Source organism: Pseudocitrobacter cyperus (genome assembly GCF_039889165.1).
Taxonomy (GTDB): domain Bacteria; phylum Pseudomonadota; class Gammaproteobacteria; order Enterobacterales; family Enterobacteriaceae; genus Pseudocitrobacter; species Pseudocitrobacter cyperus.
Genome location: NZ_JAYMYY010000005.1, coordinates 403,229 through 425,341, shown reverse-complemented (window position 1 = coordinate 425,341; position 22,113 = coordinate 403,229). Strand labels below are relative to the sequence as shown.

Sequence of the window (22,113 nt, the reverse complement as noted above, 5' to 3'; positions counted from 1 at the left end):
GGTGCGGGCTGGGCCCCTCACCCTGCCCTCTCCCCAAAGGGGCGAGGGAGAAAATCAGCGCAGTCCATTAGCCCGAGCGCGGTCGGTTCCCTCTCCCCTATGGGGAGAGGGTTAGGGTGAGGGGTGAGGCCCTCAACTTACCCCTCCACCACCTCATAAGAATGGGTAATATTCACCGCTTTGCCCAGCATCAGCGCCACTGAACAATATTTCTCGGCAGACAAATCTACCGCACGGGAAACCGCCGCATCTTTCAGCTCTTTGCCGGTCACGATGAAATGCAGATTAATGTGTGTGAACATTCGCGGCGCTTCTTCACGACGTTCGGAGGTCAGCTTAACTTCGCAATCCGTCACGTCATAACGACCCTTTTGCAGAATCGACACCACGTCGATGGCGCTACAGCCGCCCGCCGCCATCAGCACAACTTCCATCGGACTTGGCGCTTTATCGCCTGAGTTGCCATCCATCAGAATTTGATGCCCGGAAGCTGACTCACCCAGGAAGGTTAACCCCTCAACCCATTTCACACGCGCTTGCATATTTGTAACTCCAAAGTTGTAATTTTATTGTCAGATTACGCGCACATAACAAATCTCGCAATGGAAGTAGACCTGGGTCATGCTGAAGCGAGACACCAGGAGACACACGGCAAAAGCTATGCTAAAACAGTCGGGATGCTACAGAGATACATAAACGTACTGCATGTATGCAGAGGACATCACATACTGGTCGCGACAATCTTTGACGACCAACTTCCCAGGTAGAGGGAAGGATATAATTTCCACCAGTGGCGGCCTGATTTATGCCGCTGGCGATAGCTTATAACAGAGGATAACCGCGCATGGTGCTTGGCAAACCGCAAACAGACCCGACTCTCGAATGGTTCTTGTCTCATTGCCACATTCATAAGTACCCATCGAAGAGCACGCTGATTCACCAGGGTGAAAAAGCGGAAACGCTGTACTACATCGTTAAAGGCTCCGTGGCAGTACTCATCAAAGATGAGGAAGGTAAAGAGATGATCCTTTCCTACCTCAACCAGGGCGACTTCATCGGCGAATTAGGCCTGTTTGAAGAAGGCCAGGAACGTAGCGCCTGGGTTCGGGCGAAAACCGCCTGTGAAGTGGCGGAAATCTCCTACAAAAAATTCCGTCAGCTCATCCAGGTTAACCCGGATATCCTGATGCGCCTCTCCTCCCAGATGGCGCGCCGTCTGCAGGTGACTTCTGAGAAAGTCGGCAACCTGGCGTTCCTCGACGTTACCGGTCGTATCGCACAGACGTTGCTGAACCTGGCGAAACAGCCGGATGCCATGACCCACCCGGACGGTATGCAGATCAAAATCACCCGTCAGGAAATTGGCCAGATCGTCGGTTGCTCCCGCGAAACCGTGGGCCGCATCCTGAAGATGCTGGAAGATCAAAACCTGATCTCCGCACACGGTAAAACAATCGTCGTTTACGGCACACGTTAATCCCGTCTGGCGGCGTATTGTTCGCGCAATACGCCGTTTTTGTCTCGTATGTGGCGCAGGCTGATTTACCATCCGGAAGTCAACTATGCACTGCGGCAAACGCTGGTGTTATGTTTGCCGGTCGCCGTCGGCCTGATCCTCGGCCAGCTTCAACACGGTTTACTGTTCTCTTTAGTGCCTGCCTGCTGCAACATTGCCGGGCTGGATACTCCCCATAAACGTTTCTTCAAGCGCCTGATTATCGGTGGGTCGCTGTTCGCCGGTTGTAGCCTGATTGTGCAACTGCTGCTGGCCGATGATATCCCGCTACCGTTTATTCTTACTGGTCTGGCGATGGTGCTGGGCGTTACCGCCGAAATCAGCGCCCTGCACGGGCGATTGCTCCCGGCCTCGCTGATTGCCGCTATTTTTACCCTGAGCCTGGCGGGCAATATGCCCATCTGGGAACCGTTACTTATCTACGCGCTTGGTACGCTGTGGTACGGGTTGTTCAACTGGTTCTGGTTCTGGCTGTGGCGTGAACAGCCACTTCGCGAGTCGTTGAGCCTGCTTTATCGCCAACTGGCAGAGTACTGCGAAGCCAAATATAGCCTGCTGACGCAACATACCGACCCCAATACCGCCCTGCCGCCGTTGCTTAACCGTCAGCAGAAAGTGGTCGATCTTATTTCCCAGTGCTATCAGCAAATGCACATGCTGGCGGCTAATCAGCACAATGATTACAAGCGCCTGCTGCGCGCCTTCCAGATGGGGCTGGACTTGCAGGAGCACATTTCGGTGAGCCTGCACCAGCCAGAAGAGGTGCAAAAGCTGGTCGAGCGTAGCCACGCCGAAGCGGTGATTCGCTGGAACGCGCAAACGGTCGCCGCGCGCCTGCGGGTAATGGCCGATGACATTCTTTATCACCGTTTCCCGACGCGCTTCAATATGGATCAGCAAACTGGCGCGCTGGAGAAAATTGCCCGCCAGCATCCGGATAACCCGGTTGGGCAGTTCTGCGCCTGGCACTTCAGCCGTATCGCCAAAGTCCTGCGCTATCAGCGCCCGCTTTATCCGCGTAACCTGATGGCCGATAAAGAGCGCCGCCTGCCGCTGTTCCCGGCGCTGAAAAGCTATCTGTCGCTGAAATCGCCCGCCCTGCGTAATGCCGCCCGTTTAAGTGTGATGTTGAGCATTGCCAGCCTGATGGGCGCAGCGCTGCATCTGCCAAAACCCTACTGGATCTTAATGACCGTCTTGCTGGTGACGCAAAACGGTTACGGCGCCACGCGCGTGCGTATCTTCCACCGTGCGGCGGGCACGCTGGCGGGGCTGGTGATTGCCGCCGCCACACTGCACTATCACTTCCCGGAAGGGTTTGCGCTGGCCGCGATGCTGGTGATCACCCTGATAAGCTATCTGATCATTCGTAAAAGCTACGGCTGGGCGACCGTCGGTTTTACCATTACGGCGGTATATACCCTGCAATTGCTGACGCTCAACGGCGAGCAGTTTATTGTCGCGCGTTTCGCCGACACCATTATTGGCTGCCTGATTGCCTTTGGCGGCATGCTGTGGCTGTGGCCGCAGTGGCAAAGCGGCCTGCTGCGCAAAAATGCCCACTCGGCGCTGGAAGCAGATCAGGAAGCCATGCAGCTAATACTGAGTGACGATCCTCCGGCTGAAAAACTGGCCTATCAACGCATGCGCGTCAACCAGGCACATAACGCGCTGTTTAACTCGCTCAATCAGGCGATGCAGGAACCGGGCTTTAATACGCACTATCTGGAAGATATGAAATTGTGGGTGACGCACAGCCAGTTCATCGTCGAGCATATCAACGCCATGACCACGCTGGCGCGAGAGCACGACACGCTCTCGCCGGAACTGATGCAGCGTTACCTGGAATCCTGTGAAATCGCCCTACAACGCTGTCAACAGCGTCTGGAGTATGATGAGTCGGGAAGCAGCGGGGATGTGAATATCATGGAGTCGCCGGATACGCTGTCCCACGGGCCGCTCAGCACCATGGAACAGCATCTTCAGCGTATTCTGGGCCATCTCAACACCATGCACACCATTTCATCGGTGGCATGGCGTCAGCGGCCACGGCATGGTATCTGGCTAAACCGCCATATCAACTGACGACTTTGGCCACCGCTTGCGCAAAGCGCGTCATGCCATCATCGATGTCTTTCTCTTCCACCACCAGCGACGGCGCGAAACGCATCACGTCCGGCCCTGCATTCAGCACCATCACACCTGCGTCAGCGGCGGCGTAAAGGAAGTCCCGGGCGCGGCCTTTGTACCGTTCTTTTAATTCTGCGCCAATCAGCAGCCCCATTCCGCGAATATCGCTGAAGATATCATACTTCGCGTCGATGTCCTGCAAATGCTGCACAAAACGCTCGCGTTTGGCATGAACGCCATCGAGCACGTCAGGCGTGTTGATAATATCAAATGCCGCACCCGCGACGGCGCACGCCAGCGGGTTGCCACCGTAAGTGGAGCCGTGAGAGCCGACGTGAAATGCGCTGGCGATCTCTTCGGTGGTGAGCATGGCGCTAATCGGGAAACCGCCGCCCAGGGCTTTCGCGCTGGTAAGGATATCCGGCGTCACGCCATAATGCATATAGGCGAACAGCGACCCAGTACGCCCCATCCCGCTCTGTACTTCATCAAACACCAGCAGCGCCTGATGCTTATCACACAGGTCACGCAGCCCCTGTAAAAATTCCGGGGTAGCGGCCAGCACACCGCCCTCGCCCTGAACAGGTTCAACCACAATCGCGCAGGTATGGTCGTCAATCACCGCTTCCACCGCGTGCAGATCGTTAAACGGTACGTGGACTATATCCGCCGGTTTCGGGCCAAAGCCATCGGAATATTTCGGCTGCCCGCCGACGGAAACGGTAAAGAATGAGCGGCCATGAAAAGCGTTATGAAAAGCGATAATTTTGCTTTTGTACGGGCTATGACGAGTAGAGGCGTAGTAACGCGCCAGTTTGAACGCGGTTTCGTTGGCTTCGGTACCGGAGTTCATAAACACCACGCGCTCGGCAAAGGTAGCATCCACCAGCTTCTGACCCAGACGCAGCGCCGGTTCGTTGGTAAACACATTACTGGTGTGCCACAGGGTTTCGCCCTGAGATTTCAGCGCTTCAACCAGCGCCGGATGGCAATGTCCCAGCGCCGTCACCGCAATCCCGCCGGCGAAATCGACGTACTCTGTCCCCTGCTGATCCCACACGCGGCTGCCTTTACCTTTTACCGGGATAAATTCCGCCGGTGCATAAATTGGCAGGATCACCTGATCGAACGTCGCGCGGGTAATTGCAGGTTGTTTGGTTGTCATGTCATGCCCTTCTGTGATTATGCAGCAATGATTATGAAATTATAATCACAAAATATGCATAAAAAATCACTTGATAGCAATGACTAAATTAGCGATTGAGGAAGTTTGCCAGCAACGCATGCCCCTGTTCGCTGAGAATACTTTCCGGGTGGAACTGCACGCCTTCGAGATCCCACTGGCGATGGCGAATGCCCATGATCTCGCCGCTTTCACTGCGCGCGGTCACTTCGAAGGTTTCCGGTAGCGTATCCGGGTCGATCAGCAGGGAATGGTAACGGGTGACGGTCAGCGGGTTATTCAGCCCCTGAAAAACGCCCTGCCCGTTGTGCGCGATGGGTGAGGTTTTGCCATGCATCACTTTTTTCGCCCGCACGATGCGCGCGCCAAATGCCTGCGCAATCGCCTGATGCCCCAGGCACACGCCCAGCAGCGGCGTTTTTCCGGCGTAATGGCGAATGACCTCCAGCGAAATACCCGCGTCATCCGGCGTACAGGGGCCGGGGGAGATAACGATTTTCGCCGGGTTGAGCGCGTCGATTTGCGCGAGAGTGATGTCATCATTGCGCTTGACCAACACCTCAGCGCCCAGCTCGCAGAAGTACTGGTAGAGGTTCCAGGTAAAGGAATCGTAGTTATCAATTAGCAGGATCATGGCGGCTCCGGTTACAGCAAACCGGAGCATTCTACCGGGTCAGGCTGCTACTCTCACCACTTTCGTAAACAACGCCAGCAGCGGTTTCAAATCCCCCATCGCCCCCTGCTGGTTGGCGTCGTTCCAGCGTAGCGGTTCAATCTCCCGCCAGTCCAGCGAGTAGCCCGCGTGAATCGCCAGTTGCTCGAAGAAAATGCGCTGCGCCAGGCCGCTGCCAATGCGAAACGGATGCAGCACGTTGATTTCGCAGTAGTACCACGTCAGCCGCTCAATAAACGCCTCTTTCTCCAGCCCCGTCAGCCAGTCCTCGTCTTCCAGTTCCTGCATCAGGGCGTTGCCCTCTTTTTCAATGCGCGTGAAATGGCAGAACGGCGTATCACCGTGGTAGATATTGATTTCCCGGTACTTTCCAGCCCAGTCAAATACATCCTGATAGAGCTGATAATGGATGGCACACAGCCAGGGAAGCCCGCGCACCTGCGGGCCCAGTTCAAGGGTCGCGGCGCGCAGAGAGGTAAGCTCCCATGCGGCCTGCTCAAGGCGGGTGGCTTCGTGGATGCCCAGTTTATTACGCATCACGTTCAAACCGGGGAACAGATAAGGATCGCGGTCATTACCGAATTTATCGCTCATAGTGCCCCCGCAATTCTTCAATGCGTGTCAGCGCCTCTTCGACACTGAGGGTGACCAGGGGGATATCAACACCTTCCAGGCGGCGGCTGGCCTGAAAATTCTCGTTGCGTGTCTTTTCCCAGAGTTGAGCTTTTTGCTTATCGGTGAGTTTTTTCATGCAGCCTCCCTGAACTGTTCCCGTTTGCCACAAGTATAAGCAGCATTTTGTGTATATGCAGGAAGGCAAAAACACGCGGACGGCATCGCCCGCGCGAAGAAGAATTTACGGCAGGACTTTCGCGGAGAGGATAACCACCGGCTTAGTCGGCACATTCTGGTATGGGCCAACATTATGAGACTGCACCTGGGAGATTTTATCTGCGACGTCCATCCCTTTGACAACCTTACCAAATACCGCGTAGCCAAAATCACGCTGGCCGTGATCGAGGAAAGCATTATCCGCTACGTTGATGAAGAACTGGCTGGTTGCGCTATCTTTATCAGCAGTACGCGCCATCGCGATGGTACCGCGGGTGTTACGCAGGCCGTTGTCCGCTTCGTTCTTAATGGGCGGATTTGGTTTCTTCTGCTGCATCTGCTCGTTAAAACCGCCGCCCTGCACCATAAAGCCTGGGATCACGCGGTGGAAGGTGGTGTTGTTGTAGAAACCGCTGTTGACGTAGTTGACGAAGTTCTCAACGGAAACAGGCGCTTTCTGGCTGTTCAGCTCCAGCTCAATATTCCCTGCGGAGGTCGTCAACAGCACATGCGGATCGCCAGTTGCAGCCAAAGCCGTCGGGGAGATCGCTGAGAGTGCAAAAACAGCCGTCATGGCCGCCAGAGTTGATTTGAGCATGAGTGTTCCTTAACAGGTGCAGTAAAGAAGGCAAGTGGCTTGATTCTAAAGAGGGTTTGCCACCCCGGCCAGACTTTTACTTAAGTTTACTTATTTGAAACAGATGTAACCAGGCTGACGCTAAGTTCTTTTTCATTTTTTATGTGACTCAAATCACATTGACCAGTGCAATAAGTAGGCCTAATGCAATAAAACTATGAATACATCACTTTAATGAATAAAATCTGCGCACCCGGCGGGGTGTCAACGCGTTTTACGTTTCTATTCATACAGGCCAGTCATGACTAACAGCAACCGTATCAAGCTCACATGGATCAGCTTTTTCTCCTACGCCCTTACCGGCGCGTTGGTGATTGTCACCGGGATGGTGATGGGAAATATCGCCGATTACTTTAATCTGCCCGTTTCCAGCATGAGTAACACCTTCACCTTCCTGAACGCCGGGATCCTGATCTCCATCTTCCTGAACGCGTGGCTGATGGAAATCGTGCCGCTGAAAACACAGCTCCGTTTTGGCTTTGTGCTGATGGTGCTGGCGGTTGCCGGTCTGATGACCACCCACAGCCTGGCGCTGTTCTCTGCCGCGATGTTCGTGCTTGGCCTGGTCAGCGGGATCACCATGTCCATCGGTACGTTCCTGATAACCCACATGTATGAAGGCCGCCAGCGCGGCGCGCGTCTGCTGTTTACCGACTCCTTTTTCAGCATGGCCGGGATGATCTTCCCGATGGTCGCCGCCGTACTGCTGGCGCGCAGCATTGAGTGGTACTGGGTTTATGCCTGCATCGGTCTGGTCTACGTGGCAATCTTTATTCTGACCTTCGGCTGTGACTTCCCGGTTCTCGGTAAGAAAGCGGCACCCGACGCACAACCGGTCGTGAAAGAAAAATGGGGTATCGGCGTACTGTTCCTGTCGATTGCCGCGCTGTGCTACATCCTCGGCCAGTTGGGCTTTATCTCCTGGGTTCCGGAATACGCCAAGGGTCTGGGCATGAGCCTGAACGACGCGGGCAAACTGGTCAGCGATTTCTGGATGTCTTATATGTTCGGCATGTGGGCGTTCAGCTTTATTCTGCGCTTCTTCGACCTGCAACGCATTCTGACCGTGCTGGCGGGCCTGGCGACCGTGCTGATGTACTTCTTCATTCACGGCGAGCCGCAGCATCTGGCGTGGTTCATCCTGACGCTGGGCTTCTTCTCCAGCGCCATCTACACCTCAATCATTACGCTGGGTTCTCTGCAAACCAAAGTGGCTTCGCCGAAGCTGGTTAACTTCGTTCTGACCTGCGGCACTATCGGCACCATGCTCACCTTCGTGGTCACAGGCCCGATTGTCGCCCACAGCGGCCCGCATGCAGCGCTGGTTACTGCCAACGCCCTCTACGCGGTAGTCTTTGTAATGTGCGTGATCCTCGGCTTTGTTAGCCGTCACCGTCAGCACGGGACAGCGTCTCACTAAGCGAAATAATCCGGCCTACAAAGTTAGGCCGGATATCGGCTGTATCTTCCCCTCCCGGCTCTTTCCTTTCTCTGCGTTCTGCTCGCTGAATTTTCAAGCAGCACAAAATGCTCATTTTGCTTCGGTTTTGTACACAAAACGAACAACCAGGAAAAGCGAGTCTTTTCCGCAACTTAGAAAAATACTGACAAATCATAGATATACCCATTAAGTGGTAGGCAAAGGTGTATTTGATTTGTATCAATAATCGCCATTGCTGAATCGTTAAGGTAGGCAGTAATAGAAAAGAAATCGAGGCAATAATGAGCAAAGTCAGACTCGCAATTATCGGTAACGGCATGGTCGGCCACCGCTTTATTGAGGATCTTCTCGATAAGTCCGACGCCAGCCTGTACGACATCACCGTGTTCTGTGAAGAACCGCGTAAAGCCTATGACCGTGTACATCTCTCCTCCTACTTCTCACACCATACCGCAGAAGAACTGTCGCTGGTGCGCGAAGGTTATTATGAGAAACACGGCGTTAACGTGCTGATTGGCGAGCGCGCCATCACGATTAACCGGCAGGAGAAGGTGATCCACTCCAGCGCGGGTCGTACTGTGTTTTACGACAAACTGATCATGGCGACCGGTTCATATCCGTGGATCCCGCCAATCAAAGGTTCTGAAACGCAGGACTGCTTTGTTTATCGCACCATCGAAGATCTTAACGCCATTGAATCCTGCGCGCGTCGCAGCAAACGCGGCGCAGTCGTTGGCGGCGGCCTGCTCGGCCTGGAAGCGGCCGGCGCGCTGAAAAACCTCGGCATTGAAACCCACGTTATCGAATTTGCCCCCATGCTGATGGCCGAACAGCTTGATCAGATGGGCGGCGAGCAGCTACGCCGTAAGATTGAAAGCATGGGCGTGCGTGTGCACACCAGCAAAAACACCAAAGAGATCGTTCAGGAAGGCAAAGAAGCGCGTAAAACCATGCGTTTTGCCGACGGCAGCGATTTAGAAGTCGACTTTATCGTCTTCTCCACCGGTATTCGCCCACGCGATAAACTGGCGACCCAATGCGGTCTGGCGGTGGCGCAGCGCGGCGGTATCGTGATTAACGACACCTGCCAGACTTCCGATCCGGATATCTACGCAATCGGCGAATGTGCAAGCTGGAACAACCGCGTTTACGGGCTGGTCGCGCCGGGCTACAAAATGGCGCAGGTGGCGGTTGATCATATCCTCGGCACCAACAATGCGTTCCAGGGCGCGGATCTCAGCGCCAAACTGAAACTGCTGGGCGTGGACGTTGGCGGCATCGGCGATGCACATGGCCGCACGCCAGGCGCACGTAGCTACGTCTATCTCGACGAAAGCAAAGAAGTCTACAAACGCCTGATCGTCAGCGAAGACAACAAATACCTGCTCGGCGCGGTGCTGGTCGGCGACACCAGCGACTACGGCAACCTGCTGCAACTCGAAATGAACAAAATCGAGCTGCCGGAAAACCCGGACTCGCTGATCCTCCCGGCTCACGCGGGTAGCGGTAAACCCTCTATTGGGGTTGATAAACTCCCGGACAGCGCACAAATCTGTTCCTGCTTTGATGTCACCAAAGGCGACCTGATCGCCGCAATCAACAAAGGTTGCCACACCGTAGCAGCGCTGAAAGCGGAAACCAAAGCCGGTACCGGCTGCGGCGGCTGTATCCCGCTGGTCACGCAGGTGCTGAACGCTGAGCTTTCTAAGCAGGGCATCGAAGTTAACAACAACTTGTGCGAACACTTCGCTTTCACCCGTCAGGAGCTGTATCACCTAATCCGCGTGGAAGGGATTAAATCCTTCGACGAACTGCTGCAAAAATACGGTAAAGGCTACGGCTGCGAAGTGTGTAAACCGACCGTTGGCTCCCTGCTGGCTTCCTGCTGGAATGAGTATATCCTCAAACCGGAACATACGCCGTTGCAGGATAGCAACGATAACTTCCTGGCTAACATCCAGAAAGACGGCACTTATTCCGTCATCCCGCGTTCTGCGGGCGGTGAAATCACCCCGGAAGGGCTGGTTGCAGTCGGTCGTATCGCGCGCGAGTTTAATCTGTACACCAAAATTACCGGTTCTCAGCGTATCGGCCTGTTTGGCGCGCAGAAAGATGACCTGCCGGAAATCTGGCGTCAGTTGATTGAAGCGGGCTTTGAAACCGGCCACGCTTACGCTAAAGCGCTGCGTATGGCGAAAACCTGCGTCGGCAGCACCTGGTGCCGCTACGGCGTCGGTGATAGCGTTGGCTTCGGCGTTGAGCTGGAAAATCGCTACAAAGGCATTCGTACTCCACACAAAATGAAATTCGGCGTCTCCGGCTGTACCCGCGAATGTGCGGAAGCCCAGGGGAAAGACGTGGGCATTATCGCCACCGAAAAAGGCTGGAACCTCTATGTGTGTGGTAACGGCGGGATGAAACCACGCCATGCGGATCTGCTGGCGGCCGATCTCGATCGCGATACGCTGGTGAAATACCTCGACCGCTTCATGATGTTCTACATTCGCACCGCCGATAAACTGACGCGTACCGCGCCGTGGCTGGATAACCTGGAAGGCGGCATCGACTACCTGCGCGCCGTGATCATCGACGACAAGCTGGGCCTGAACGAGCATCTGGAATCTGAGATTGCCCGCCTGCGCGACGCCTTCGCCTGCGAGTGGACGGAAACCGTCAACAACCCGGCGGCACAGGTTCGTTTCAAACACTTTATCAACAGCGAGCAACGTGACCCGAACGTACAGGTTGTGCCTGAACGTGAACAGCATCGCCCGGCCACGCCGTACGAACGCATCCCGGTCACTCTGGTGGAGGACAACGCATGAGCCAGTGGGTAAACATCTGCAAAATCGACGCTATTTTGCCGGCAACCGGCGTCTGCGCCCTGCTGGGCGACCAGCAGGTCGCCATTTTCCGCCCTTACGCTGACGAGCGCGTTTTCGCCATCAGCAACATCGACCCGTTCTTTGAATCCAGCGTGTTGTCACGCGGGTTGATAGCCGAACATCAGGGCGAATTATGGGTCGCCAGTCCGTTGAAAAAACAGCGTTTCCGCTTAACTGACGGGTTATGCATGGAGGACGAAAGTCACTCCGTCGCCCATTTTAACGCCCGCGTAAAAGACGGTCAGGTGCAGCTTAAAGCCTGACGTACAAGGTCATAGGTTTCGCCTATGACCTCTTAGAGGTAACAGCAGGAAAAGTCGTATGGTTCATACGGCACCTGCTGTTATTCTACCCCCCATTATTCCCCTGTTTCTGTCCATCTGTGAGGCTACACCGTGGATCACTTACCTATCTTCTGCCAGCTACGCGACCGCGACTGTTTACTGGTTGGCGGCGGTGATATCGCTGAGCGTAAAGCGCGCCTGCTGCTTGACGCCGGCGCCCGTTTGACAGTCAACGCGCTGGAGTACGTTCCTCAGTTCAGAGTATGGGAAGATGCAGGCATGCTAACGCTGGTTGAAGGTAAGTTTGACTCCTCGCTTCTCGACACCTGCTGGCTGGCTATCGCGGCAACCGATAACGACGCGGTTAACCAGCAGGTGAGTGATGCCGCCGAAGCGCGACGCATTTTCTGCAACGTGGTGGATGCGCCGAAAGCCGCCAGTTTTATCATGCCGTCGATTATCGACCGCTCGCCGCTGATGGTCGCCGTTTCCTCCGGCGGCACCTCGCCGGTGCTGGCGCGCCTGCTGCGTGAAAAGCTGGAGTCGCTGCTGCCGCTGCATCTCGGCCAGGTCGCCCATTATGCCGGACAGTTGCGTTCGCGGGTGAAAAAGCAGTTTGCCACCATCGGCGAGCGCCGTCGTTTCTGGGAAAAACTGTTCAGCCACGATCGCCTGGCGCAATCGCTGGCCAATCAGGATAAAGCGGCAATTGAGCAAGCCACCGAACAACTACTGAGCGAACCGCTGGATCACCGCGGCGAAGTGGTGCTGGTCGGCGCCGGGCCGGGCGATGCAGGGCTGCTGACGCTCAAGGGGCTGCAGCAAATCCAGCAGGCCGATGTGGTGGTTTATGACCGCCTGGTCTCCGATGACATCATGAATCTGGTGCGTCGCGACGCTGACCGCGTATTCGTCGGGAAACGCGCGGGTTATCACTGCGTACCGCAGGATGAGATCAACCAAATCCTGCTGCGTGAAGCGCAGCAAGGCAAACGCGTAGTGCGCCTGAAAGGCGGCGATCCCTTTATCTTCGGGCGCGGCGGCGAAGAACTGGAAACCCTGTGCAACGCCGGAATCCCCTTCTCGGTCGTGCCTGGTATTACGGCAGCGTCTGGCTGCTCAGCTTACTCGGGCATTCCGCTAACCCATCGCGACTACGCCCAGAGCGTGCGTCTGGTAACAGGCCACCTGAAAACCGGCGGTGAACTGGACTGGCATAACCTGGCAGCGGAAAAACAGACGCTGGTGTTCTATATGGGACTGAATCAGGCGGCAACCATTCAGGAAAAACTGATTGAGCACGGCATGTCCGCCAATATGCCCGTCGCCATCGTTGAAAACGGTACTGCCATTAAACAGCGCGTCGTTGACGGCGCCCTGGCAGAGTTAGGCGCCCTGGCACAGCAGATGGAAAGCCCGGCACTGATTATTGTGGGGCACGTAGTCGCGCTGCGCGAGAAGCTGAACTGGTTCTCAAATCATTAATTTCCTTCGGGCGCGGTAGATCTGCCGCGCCCACACATAGAACAAATGCATGACATCTACGATTATTATTAATATTTAATACGTCTTTAAGTTAATCGAATTATTCATTTCCCGCGGCATGACGTTAAATAAAGACAGCTTATCCCGGCCTGACCGGAGGTAAGCACATGGATTTATTAACGTTTATTTATTCAAGGGATGATTCTATGAAAACCATGTTGAAAGCCGCTGCCGTGGTACTGGCGCTCTCTACCCTCACCGCCTGCACCGGGCACATCGAGAATAAAAACAAAACCTGCTCTTACGACTACCTGCTGCACCCGGCCATTTCCATTTCTAAAATTATTGGCGGCTGTGGCCCGGCGGCTGACCAGTAATCGCATGATAAATGCCATGTAGCGCCTTGTTTACCCTCTCGTTTTAATCCAAAGACAAAAGATCGCAATTGCGATCTTTTTTTGCATCCATTTCAAAGGGATATCGAATTATCAGGATCGATTTCCTGCTCTCGTCGCAATTTTGTGATCTCCTGCAAAATTACAATACATCATATGTTGTTATATTCGTATTACGTTGTCATGTAACATGTATTCGTAACAACGAACTCTCCCCCTACAACATATTGGACACTAAAAAGGTATTGATATGGAAAGCCAGGAACTTCAACGCAAGCTCGGCTTTTGGGCCGTCCTTGCTATCGCCGTCGGGACAACCGTCGGTTCCGGTATTTTCGTTTCAGTAGGTGAAGTCGCAAAAGCGGCCGGAACCCCGTGGTTAACCGTGCTCGCTTTTGTTATCGGCGGTTTGATTGTGATTCCCCAGATGTGCGTTTATGCGGAACTGTCGACCGCATACCCGGAAAACGGTGCAGATTATGTTTATCTGAAAAACGCAGGAAGCCGTCCTCTGGCATTCCTTTCCGGCTGGGCCAGTTTTTGGGCAAATGATGCTCCGTCGCTCTCCATCATGGCGCTTGCGGTGGTCAGCAACCTCGGTTTTCTGATGCCAATTGATCCGCTGGCAGGTAAGTTTATCGCCTCGGCGTTGATCATCATGTTTATGCTGCTGCATCTGCGTTCTGTAGAGGGCGGCGCCGCATTCCAGACCCTGATTACCATCGCCAAGATCATCCCCTTTACCATCGTTATCGGTCTTGGGATCTTCTGGTTCAAAACGGATAATTTCGCCGCCCCGGCCACCAGCATCGCAGGCGCAACAGGCGGATTTATGGCGCTGCTGGCCGGGATCTCCGCCACCAGTTGGTCCTACACAGGCATGGCCTCCATCTGCTACATGACCGGGGAGATCAAAAACCCTGGCAAGACCATGCCGCGAGCGCTGATTGGATCCTGTTTACTCGTTTTAGTGCTCTATACCCTGCTGGCGTTAGTGATTTCCGGCCTGATGCCGTTCGATAAGCTTGCCGCGTCCGAAACCCCCATTTCCGATGCGCTAACCTGGATCCCCGCCCTCGGCAGCACTGCGGGAATTTTCGTCGCCATCACCGCCATGATCGTGATCCTCGGTTCGCTTTCCAGTTGCGTGATGTACCAGCCGCGTCTTGAGTACGCGATGGCGAAAGATAACCTGTTTTTCAAATGCTTTGGTCACGTTCATCCGAAATATAACACGCCGGATGTCTCTATCGTGTTGCAGGCGGCGCTGGGGATCTTCTTCATCTTCGTCTCTGACCTGACCAGCCTGCTGGGCTATTTCACCCTGGTAATGTGCTTCAAAAATACGCTGACCTTCGGCTCCATTATCTGGTGCCGGAAACGGGAAGATTACAAACCCTTATGGCGCACTCCGGCATTCGGCCTGATGACCTTTCTCGCCATCGCCTCCAGCCTGATTCTGGTCGCGTCCACTTTTGTCTGGGCCCCGATTCCAGGGCTTATCTGTGCCGTCATTGTTATTGCTACTGGCCTGCCCGCTTACGCCTTCTGGGAAAAGCGTAATCGCCAGTTGGCCACTCTGTCGTAATATTATCTGGAGATTATTGAAATGTTGGATATTGATAAAAGCACCGTGGACTTCCTGGTTACTGAAAACATGGTGCAGGAAGTAGAAAAAGTCCTCTCTGCGGATGTTCCGCGTGTTCACGCCATCACAGGAGAGATGATCCGTCGCAACATCGATCGTATCTACTTTGTTGCCTGCGGTTCACCGCTGAACGCCGCGCAAACGGCAAAACATCTGGCGGATCGTTTTTCCGACCTTCAGGTATACGCCATCTCCGGCTGGGAATTTTGTGACAACACGCCTTACCGCCTCGACGATCGCTGCGCCGTCATCGGCGTGTCCGATTACGGCAAAACTGAGGAAGTCATCAAAGCGCTGGAACTGGGCCGCGCCTGCGGGGCGCTCACTGCCGCCTTTACCAAACGCCCGGACAGCCCAATCACCGTACCGGCGGAGTTTGTTGTCGACTATCAGGCCGACTGTATCTGGGAAATTCATCTTCTGCTGTGCTACAGCGTGGTGCTGGAGATGATTACCCGCCTCTCTCCAACACCAGAGATTGGCAAAATTAAAAATGACCTGGACAAGTTGCCGCAGGCTCTCGGTTATCTGGTTCGCAACTGGGAAGAGAAAGGGCGTCAGTTAGGCGAACAGGCCAGCCAGTGGCCGATGATCTACACCGTTTCCGCCGGCCCGCTGCGCCCGCTGGGCTATAAAGAGGGCATCGTTACTCTGATGGAATTTACCTGGACGCACGGTTGCGTCATTGAAAGCGGCGAATTTCGTCATGGCCCGCTGGAGATTGTCGAGCCCGGCGTACCGTTCCTGTTCCTGCTGGGTAACGACGAGAGCCGTCACACCACCGAGCGCGCCATCAGCTTCGTGAAGCAACGCACCGATAACGTCATCGTGATTGATTACGCCGATATCGCGCAGGGCCTGCACCCGTGGCTCGCACCGTTCCTGATGTTCGTGCCGATGGAGTGGCTCTGCTACTACCTCTCTATTTACAAAGACCACAACCCGGATGAACGCCGCTACTACGGTGGCATCGTCGAGTATTAATCCCTAACCTGACCCGGCTACGCGCCGGGTTTACGAAGGAGCAATATCATGAAAACAGGTATGTTTACCTGCGGCCACCAGCGGCTGCCCATTGAGCACGCCTTTCGCGACGCGCATGAACTGGGTTATGACGGTATCGAACTATGGGGAGGTCGCCCCCACGCCTTTGCCCCCGATTTGAAAGCGGGCGGCATCCGCCAGATCAAAGCGCTCGCCGAAACCTATCAGATGCCTATCATCGGCTATACGCCGGAAACCAACGGTTATCCCTACAACATGATGATCGGCGACGAACTCATGCGCCGTGAAAGTCTGGATATGATTAAACTGGCGATGGACATGGCGAAAGAGATGAATGCAGGCTGTACGCTAATCTCTGCGGCTCACGCAGGCTATCTCGCCACGCCTGACGATATCTGGGCGCGGCTGGCAGAAAACCTGAACGAGCTGTGCGAATACGCCGAAAACATTGAAATGGATCTGATTCTGGAGCCACTCACGCCGTATGAGTCGAACGTGGTGTGTAATGCCAACGATGTTCTTCGCGCGCTGTCGCTGGCGCCATCCCCCCGCTTATTCAGCATGATCGACATCTGCGCGCCCTATGTTCAGGCCGAACCGGTGATGAGCTATTTCAGCAAACTGGGGAATAAGTTGCGCCATCTGCACATTGTCGACAGCGACGGGGCGAGCGATACTCACTACATTCCCGGCGATGGCAAAATGCCGCTGCGCGAACTGATGCGCGATATCATCGATAGCGGCTATGACGGCTACTGCACCGTCGAGCTGGTAACGATGTACATGAACGAACCGAGGCTCTATGCGCGCCAGGCGCTGGAGCGTTTTCGCGCGCTGTTGCCGGAGGGCGCATAATGAAAAAACTGGCGACCATTGGCGATAACTGCATAGATATCTATCCACAGCTCAACAAAGCCTTTTCCGGCGGCAACGCTGTCAATGTTGCTGTCTACTCCACGCGCTACGGTATGCAGCCAGGGTGCATCACCTGGGTTGGCGAAGATGACTTTGGCAATACCCTGAAGAGCGACCTGGCCCGAAAAGGGGTCAATATCAGCCACGTTCACACCAAAGCGGGCGAGACCGCACAAACGCAGGTCACGCTCAACGGCAACGATCGGGTTTTTGGCGATTATAGCGAAGGCGTGATGGCCGATTTTGCCCTCAGTGAAGAGGATTATCACTGGCTTGCCGGGTACGACATCATCCATGCGGCAATCTGGGGGCATGCGGAAGAGGCATTCCCTCGCCTCCACGCGGCGGGAAAAACGACCTCTTTCGATTTCTCCGACAAATGGGATAGCCCGCTATGGCACACGCTATCGCCGCATCTCGACTTTGCTTTTGCGTCCGCTCAGATTGAGGATGAGGCCCTGCGCCTGCGGATGAAAAGTATTGTGGCGCAAGGCGCTGGCGCAATCATCGTTACGCTGGGAGAAAACGGCAGTATCGCCTGGGATGGCAGGCAATTCTGGCGGCAAACGCCGCAGCAGGTCGCCGTCGTCGATACGATGGGCGCTGGCGACTCTTTCATCGCCGGATTCCTCTGTGCATGGGCATCAGGCCAATCATTACACGAGGCTATGCAACTGGGCACAGCCAGTGCATCACAAACTATTCAGTATCACGGTGCCTGGTAATCGCAATGTTGGCGTGAGTATCTTCACGCCAACACGCTGTTACTTACCCACAAACGACCCTATAATCCGTTTATTACTCTCTTTTTCAGGGTCGATTATGTCAGCCACGGATCGCTACTCACACCAACTCCTCTATGCAACGGTACGCCAGCAACTGCTGGATGACATCGCTCAGGGGATCTACCAGCCAGGTCAACAGATCCCCACGGAAATCGATCTCTGCGCCCAGTACAACGTCAGCCGCATCACTATCCGCAAAGCGATTAGCGATTTGGTCGCCGACGGTGTGTTGATCCGCTGGCAGGGGAAAGGCACCTTTGTGCAGAGCCAGAAAGTTGAGAACGCGCTGCTTACCGTGAGCGGTTTTACCGACTTCGGCGTATCACAGGGCAAACCGACAAAAGAGAAAGTGATTGAGCAGGAGCGTATCAGCGCCGCCCCCTTCTGCGAGAAACTCAATATTCCCGGCAACAGCGACGTGTTTCATCTCAGCCGCGTGATGTACCTCGACAAAGAGCCGCTGTTTATCGACAGTTCATGGATCCCCCTCTCGCGTTACCCTGATTTTGATACGCTTTATACGGAAGGCGCTTCAACTTATCAGTTATTTCAGGAGCGTTTTGATACGCGAGTGCTGAGCGATAAAAAAACCATTGATATCTTTGCCGCCACCCGCGCCCAGGCAAAATGGCTGAAGTGCGAGCTGGGGGAACCGCTGTTTCGCATCAGTAAGACAGCCTTCGATCAGAACGACAAACCGGTACATATTTCCGAACTCTTTTGCCGCGCCAACCGAATCACCTTAACCATTGATAACAAACGGCATTAGTCCTGTTCACCCGACGCCACCTGGCTGACGCTTTCGCGTAAAATGCGCAGTACCTGTGGCACGCCAGACGACACCATCCACGGCAAAAAGATTCAGACCGTGTCATTTCGGATGGGTCGCCTGTTGTTTACACCAGCCACCGGATCGATCAACCGATCCTTAAACGACTGGCATTAGGGATTAACCCGGTTTTAGTCAAGCAGAATGCATTACGGCTTACCGACAAACCCGATCGCGTCATAGACCGCTTTCAGCGTTGCAGAAGCGCGAGCGCTGGCTTTGTCCGCACCCTCTTTCATGATCTTATTGAGCAGGGCTTCATCGTTACGGAAGCGGTGGTAGCGTTCCTGCAGCTCGGTCAGCATGCCGGAAACCGCTTCCGCCACTTCACCTTTCAGATGGCCGTACATTTTGCCTTCGAAGTGTTTTTCCAGCTCCGGGATACTCTGTCCGGTGACGGCGGAGAGGATATCCAGCAGGTTGGAAACGCCCGCTTTCTCTTTCACGTCGTAACGCACCACCGGCGGCTCTTCAGAGTCGGTCATCGCGCGTTTGATTTTCTTGACGACAGATTTCGGATCTTCCAGCAGGCCGATAACGTTGTTGCGGTTGTCATCGGATTTGGACATCTTCTTGGTCGGCTCCAGCAGCGACATCACGCGCGCGCCGGATTTCGGAATGAACGGCTCAGGCACTTTGAAAATATCGCCATAGATGGCGTTGAAGCGCTGGGCGATATCGCGGCTCAGTTCCAGGTGCTGTTTCTGATCTTCACCCACTGGCACCTGGTTGGTTTGATACAGCAGAATATCTGCCGCCATCAGCACCGGGTAATCGAACAGACCGGCGTTGATGTTTTCGGCGTAGCGGGCGGATTTATCTTTGAACTGGGTCATACGGCTCAGTTCGCCGAAGTAGGTGTAGCAGTTCAGCGCCCAGCTCAGTTGTGCATGCTCCGGCACATGAGACTGAACGAAGATGGTGCTTTTCTCCGGGTCGATGCCACAGGCCAGATAGAGCGCCAGGGTATCGAGGGTTGCTTTGCGCAGCGCCTGCGGATCCTGACGCACGGTGATGGCGTGTTGGTCAACGATGCAGTAGATGCAATGGTAGTCATCCTGCATGTTTACCCATTGACGCAGCGCACCCATATAGTTGCCAATGGTCAATTCACCTGACGGCTGTGCGCCACTAAAAACGATGGGCTTAGTCATTTTCTAATTCCTGATTTTCACTGTGCGGAAGCCCGAGCGCGGGCAAGAGTTCATTAAAATGGTCGAAGAGGTGATCCGGCGAGCTGAGCGCGATGGATTCGCCATAGTTATAGCCGTAGGTCAGGCCGACGGAACAACAGCCCGCGGCCTTTGCCGCCTGAATATCGTTGCGTGAATCACCGACGAACAACAGCTCAGCGGGCGCAATTTCCAGACGCTTCGCCACCAGCAACAGCGGCTCCGGATGCGGCTTCTTGTTCTGCACATCATCGCCGCCAATGACCACCCTGAAGAAGCGCGCAATACCCAGCGCTTCCAGCAATGGCGCGACAAACGGCGTTGGTTTGTTAGTCACCAGCGCCAGCGGCAGCCCTTTTTCATACAGCGCTGCCAGCGTTTTCTCAACGTGGGGGAACAGGAAGCTGCCCTCTTCGGCAAATTCAGCGTAGTAGCGGTCGAACAGGCGACGCAGCACACGAAGCTGCTCATCCTGTGGGATATCCGCGTGATCGATGGAAGGTTTACCCTGCGCGGCGCGCTGGGTTGCGCGTTCCTGACGAGACCAGGCCAGCGCCCGCTCCATCAGGACATCGGCACCGTTACCTATCCAGGTCACGACGCGTTCTTCGCCCGCGACCGGGAGTTCCAGCGCGTAGAGCGCGCTGTCTACCGCAGCAGTCAGCCCCGGCGCGCTATCCACCAGCGTACCGTCAAGATCGAAGGCGACGCCGCGAATGCTCTGCAATTTATCCATGACTTACCTTTGCCAGTTCACTGCGCATTTCATCAATCACTTTTTTGTAGTCCGGCTGGTCGAAAATCGCGGAGCCCGCGACAAACATGTCCGCTCCGGCTGCGGCGATTTCACCAATGTTGTTCACCTTCACCCCGCCGTCCACTTCCAGACGAATATCATAGCCAGATTCGTCGATACGACGGCGCACCTCGCGCAGCTTATCGAGGGTATGAGGAATGAAGGACTGGCCGCCGAAGCCCGGGTTCACCGACATCAGCAGGATAACGTCCAGTTTGTCCATCACGTAATCGAGATAGCTCAGCGGCGTCGCCGGGTTAAACACCAGCCCCGCTTTACAGCCATGCTCTTTGATCAGTTGCAGCGAGCGATCGACATGCTCAGACGCTTCGGGATGGAAAGTAATAATGCTGGCGCCTGCCGCTGCGAAATCGGGAACAATACGATCGACCGGTTTCACCATCAGGTGAACGTCGATAGGCGCGGTAATACCGTATTTGCGCAGGGCTTTCAGCACCATCGGGCCGATGGTCAAATTCGGCACATAGTGGTTATCCATAACATCGAAATGAACCACATCCGCACCGGCTGCCAGTGCGTTGGCGGTGTCTTCGCCCAGGCGGGCAAAATCAGCCGACAGAATTGAGGGGGCAATCAAAAACTGTTTCATCCGCATCTCCTGAAAACTATTTTTTATCTGCCGGGCGATACAACGCCAGCAGCTCATCCACCTTATTACGCGTGCCGCCATTGCGGCTAATGCTACGTCGTACTTTTACGACGTGCTGTACTGCGTTGTTATACCACGCCACCGTCTCCGGTGTCCGATGGTTTGAAATCAGTACCGGAATGCGCTTCGCCACCAGCTCTTCGGCTTTATCGGCCAACAGTTTTTGCTGTTCGCTGCTGAAGCTATTGGTGTGGTAGGCCGTGAAATTTGCCGTCGCCGACAGTGGCGCATACGGCGGGTCACAATAGACGACCGCTTTTGTAGCCTGATGGGCGCGATCCATACACACTTCATAAGACTCGCAATAAAACTCGGCGTTCTGCGCTTTTTCAGCGAAGTGGTACAGCTCGGCTTCCGGGAAGTAAGGCTTCTTGTATCGGCCAAACGGCACGTTAAATTCGCCGCGCAGGTTATAGCGACACAGACCGTTATAACCATGACGGTTCAAATAGAGGAAAAGTACCGCGCGGCGCATTTTATCCGTGCTGGCATTAAATTCAGCGCGGAATGCATAGTACCGATCAGAGTCATTCGTCTCGGGCGTGAACACCTTGCGCGCCTCGGCGACATACTCTTCGGGCTGGTACTTCACGATGTTGTAGAGATCGATGAGATCGCTATTAATATCGGCAAGAATATAACGAGAAAAGTCGGTATTGAGAAATACCGACCCTGCACCAACAAACGGTTCGACCAGGCACTCACCTTTCGGTAGATGCCGGCCAATATCTTCGAGCAGGGGGTACTTGCCCCCTGCCCATTTTAAAAAAGCGCGATTTTTTTTCATGCTGCCTAACTAATTACACTTTCTCCGGCTGTGGAGAAAGCTCCGA

General features: G+C 54.7%; 22 protein-coding genes. 12 read left to right on the top strand and 10 right to left on the bottom strand.

The annotated features are described in order from the left end of the window. Nucleotides 1–137: 137 nt before the first annotated feature. A complete protein-coding gene (locus VSR74_RS17815) occupies nt 138–542 on the bottom strand; it encodes an OsmC family protein (protein WP_347795948.1) in 405 nt (134 codons plus the stop codon). A 302-nt stretch (nt 543–844) separates the two neighbouring features. Here VSR74_RS17815 and crp point away from each other — a divergent pair, with 302 nt between their 5' ends. Both crp and VSR74_RS17805 read left to right on the top strand, forming a co-directional pair. After that, the gene (gene crp, locus VSR74_RS17810) at nt 845–1,477 is read left to right on the top strand and encodes a cAMP-activated global transcriptional regulator CRP (protein ID WP_000242758.1); all 633 of its coding nucleotides are present in this window, start codon (nt 845–847) and stop codon (nt 1,475–1,477) included. A gap of 48 nt (nt 1,478–1,525) precedes the next feature. Further along, a complete protein-coding gene (locus VSR74_RS17805; protein WP_347795961.1) occupies nt 1,526–3,601 on the top strand; it encodes a YccS/YhfK family putative transporter in 2,076 nt (691 codons plus the stop codon). Here the strand turns inward: VSR74_RS17805 and argD are convergent. The 5 genes from argD to ppiA form a co-directional block, all read right to left on the bottom strand. After that, nucleotides 3,594–4,811 carry a bifunctional acetylornithine/succinyldiaminopimelate transaminase gene (argD, locus tag VSR74_RS17800; RefSeq protein ID WP_347795947.1) on the bottom strand — a complete coding sequence of 406 codons (1,218 nt, stop codon included), beginning with the start codon at nt 4,809–4,811 and terminating at the stop codon, nt 3,594–3,596. The genes VSR74_RS17805 and argD overlap by 8 nt on opposite strands. An 88-nt stretch (nt 4,812–4,899) precedes the next feature. Next, nucleotides 4,900–5,463 (bottom strand): aminodeoxychorismate synthase component 2, encoded by a 564-nt coding sequence (gene pabA, locus VSR74_RS17795; protein ID WP_347795946.1) that lies wholly within the window; start codon nt 5,461–5,463, stop codon nt 4,900–4,902. A gap of 39 nt (nt 5,464–5,502) precedes the next feature. Beyond that, nucleotides 5,503–6,096: a putative adenosine monophosphate-protein transferase Fic gene (locus VSR74_RS17790; RefSeq protein ID WP_347795945.1), complete on the bottom strand. Its 594-nt coding sequence runs from the start codon at nt 6,094–6,096 to the stop codon at nt 5,503–5,505. Beyond that, the gene (locus VSR74_RS17785; RefSeq protein WP_347795944.1) at nt 6,086–6,253 is read right to left on the bottom strand and encodes a YhfG family protein; all 168 of its coding nucleotides are present in this window, start codon (nt 6,251–6,253) and stop codon (nt 6,086–6,088) included. Before VSR74_RS17785 ends, VSR74_RS17790 begins: the two co-directional genes overlap by 11 nt. Before the next feature lie 105 nt (nt 6,254–6,358). Continuing rightward, the gene (gene ppiA / locus VSR74_RS17780) at nt 6,359–6,931 is read right to left on the bottom strand and encodes a peptidylprolyl isomerase A (RefSeq protein WP_347795943.1); all 573 of its coding nucleotides are present in this window, start codon (nt 6,929–6,931) and stop codon (nt 6,359–6,361) included. A 280-nt stretch (nt 6,932–7,211) separates the two neighbouring features. On the opposite strand from ppiA, the gene tsgA reads away from it, so the two are divergent. The 10 genes from tsgA (at nt 7,212) to VSR74_RS17730 (ending at nt 18,582) form a co-directional block, all read left to right on the top strand. Next, entirely contained in the window at nt 7,212–8,390 is a 1,179-nt protein-coding gene (tsgA, locus tag VSR74_RS17775; RefSeq protein WP_347795942.1) for an MFS transporter TsgA, read from the top strand. A 302-nt stretch (nt 8,391–8,692) separates the two neighbouring features. Next, entirely contained in the window at nt 8,693–11,236 is a 2,544-nt protein-coding gene (gene nirB, locus VSR74_RS17770; protein ID WP_347795941.1) for a nitrite reductase large subunit NirB, read from the top strand. Next, nucleotides 11,233–11,559, top strand: coding sequence for a nitrite reductase small subunit NirD (gene nirD / locus VSR74_RS17765; RefSeq protein WP_347795940.1), 327 nt, complete (start codon nt 11,233–11,235; stop codon nt 11,557–11,559). Before nirB ends, nirD begins: the two co-directional genes overlap by 4 nt. Nucleotides 11,560–11,691: 132 nt before the next feature. Then, a complete protein-coding gene (cysG, locus tag VSR74_RS17760; RefSeq protein ID WP_347795939.1) occupies nt 11,692–13,065 on the top strand; it encodes a siroheme synthase CysG in 1,374 nt (457 codons plus the stop codon). A gap of 206 nt (nt 13,066–13,271) precedes the next feature. Further along, complete coding sequence (locus VSR74_RS17755) at nt 13,272–13,442, top strand: YhfL family protein (protein ID WP_347795938.1); 171 nt, start codon at nt 13,272–13,274, stop codon at nt 13,440–13,442. A 268-nt stretch (nt 13,443–13,710) separates the two neighbouring features. After that, nucleotides 13,711–15,048: a fructoselysine/psicoselysine transporter gene (gene frlA / locus VSR74_RS17750; protein ID WP_347795937.1), complete on the top strand. Its 1,338-nt coding sequence runs from the start codon at nt 13,711–13,713 to the stop codon at nt 15,046–15,048. Nucleotides 15,049–15,069: 21 nt separating this feature from the next. After that, nucleotides 15,070–16,092: a fructoselysine 6-phosphate deglycase gene (gene frlB / locus VSR74_RS17745; protein ID WP_347795936.1), complete on the top strand. Its 1,023-nt coding sequence runs from the start codon at nt 15,070–15,072 to the stop codon at nt 16,090–16,092. Nucleotides 16,093–16,140: 48 nt separating this feature from the next. Further along, nucleotides 16,141–16,968: a fructoselysine 3-epimerase gene (gene frlC, locus VSR74_RS17740; protein WP_347795935.1), complete on the top strand. Its 828-nt coding sequence runs from the start codon at nt 16,141–16,143 to the stop codon at nt 16,966–16,968. After that, the gene (frlD, locus tag VSR74_RS17735; RefSeq protein ID WP_347795934.1) at nt 16,968–17,753 is read left to right on the top strand and encodes a fructoselysine 6-kinase; all 786 of its coding nucleotides are present in this window, start codon (nt 16,968–16,970) and stop codon (nt 17,751–17,753) included. Before frlC ends, frlD begins: the two co-directional genes overlap by 1 nt. Nucleotides 17,754–17,850: 97 nt before the next feature. Next, entirely contained in the window at nt 17,851–18,582 is a 732-nt protein-coding gene (locus tag VSR74_RS17730; RefSeq protein ID WP_347795933.1) for a GntR family transcriptional regulator, read from the top strand. A gap of 209 nt (nt 18,583–18,791) precedes the next feature. Here the strand turns inward: VSR74_RS17730 and trpS are convergent, their stop codons facing one another. Genes trpS through dam form a run of 4 tightly spaced genes read right to left on the bottom strand, consistent with a single transcriptional unit; the run spans nt 18,792 to nt 22,067 of the window. Beyond that, nucleotides 18,792–19,796, bottom strand: a complete 1,005-nt coding sequence (gene trpS, locus VSR74_RS17725; protein WP_347795932.1) for a tryptophan--tRNA ligase — start codon at nt 19,794–19,796, stop codon at nt 18,792–18,794. Next, nucleotides 19,789–20,550: a phosphoglycolate phosphatase gene (gene gph / locus VSR74_RS17720; RefSeq protein ID WP_347795931.1), complete on the bottom strand. Its 762-nt coding sequence runs from the start codon at nt 20,548–20,550 to the stop codon at nt 19,789–19,791. The genes trpS and gph overlap by 8 nt, the downstream gene beginning before the upstream one ends. Continuing rightward, entirely contained in the window at nt 20,543–21,220 is a 678-nt protein-coding gene (rpe, locus tag VSR74_RS17715) for a ribulose-phosphate 3-epimerase (protein ID WP_347795930.1), read from the bottom strand. The genes gph and rpe overlap by 8 nt, the downstream gene beginning before the upstream one ends. 16 nt (nt 21,221–21,236) lie before the next feature. Continuing rightward, complete coding sequence (gene dam / locus VSR74_RS17710) at nt 21,237–22,067, bottom strand: adenine-specific DNA-methyltransferase (RefSeq protein ID WP_347795929.1); 831 nt, start codon at nt 22,065–22,067, stop codon at nt 21,237–21,239. Nucleotides 22,068–22,113 lie beyond the last annotated feature (46 nt).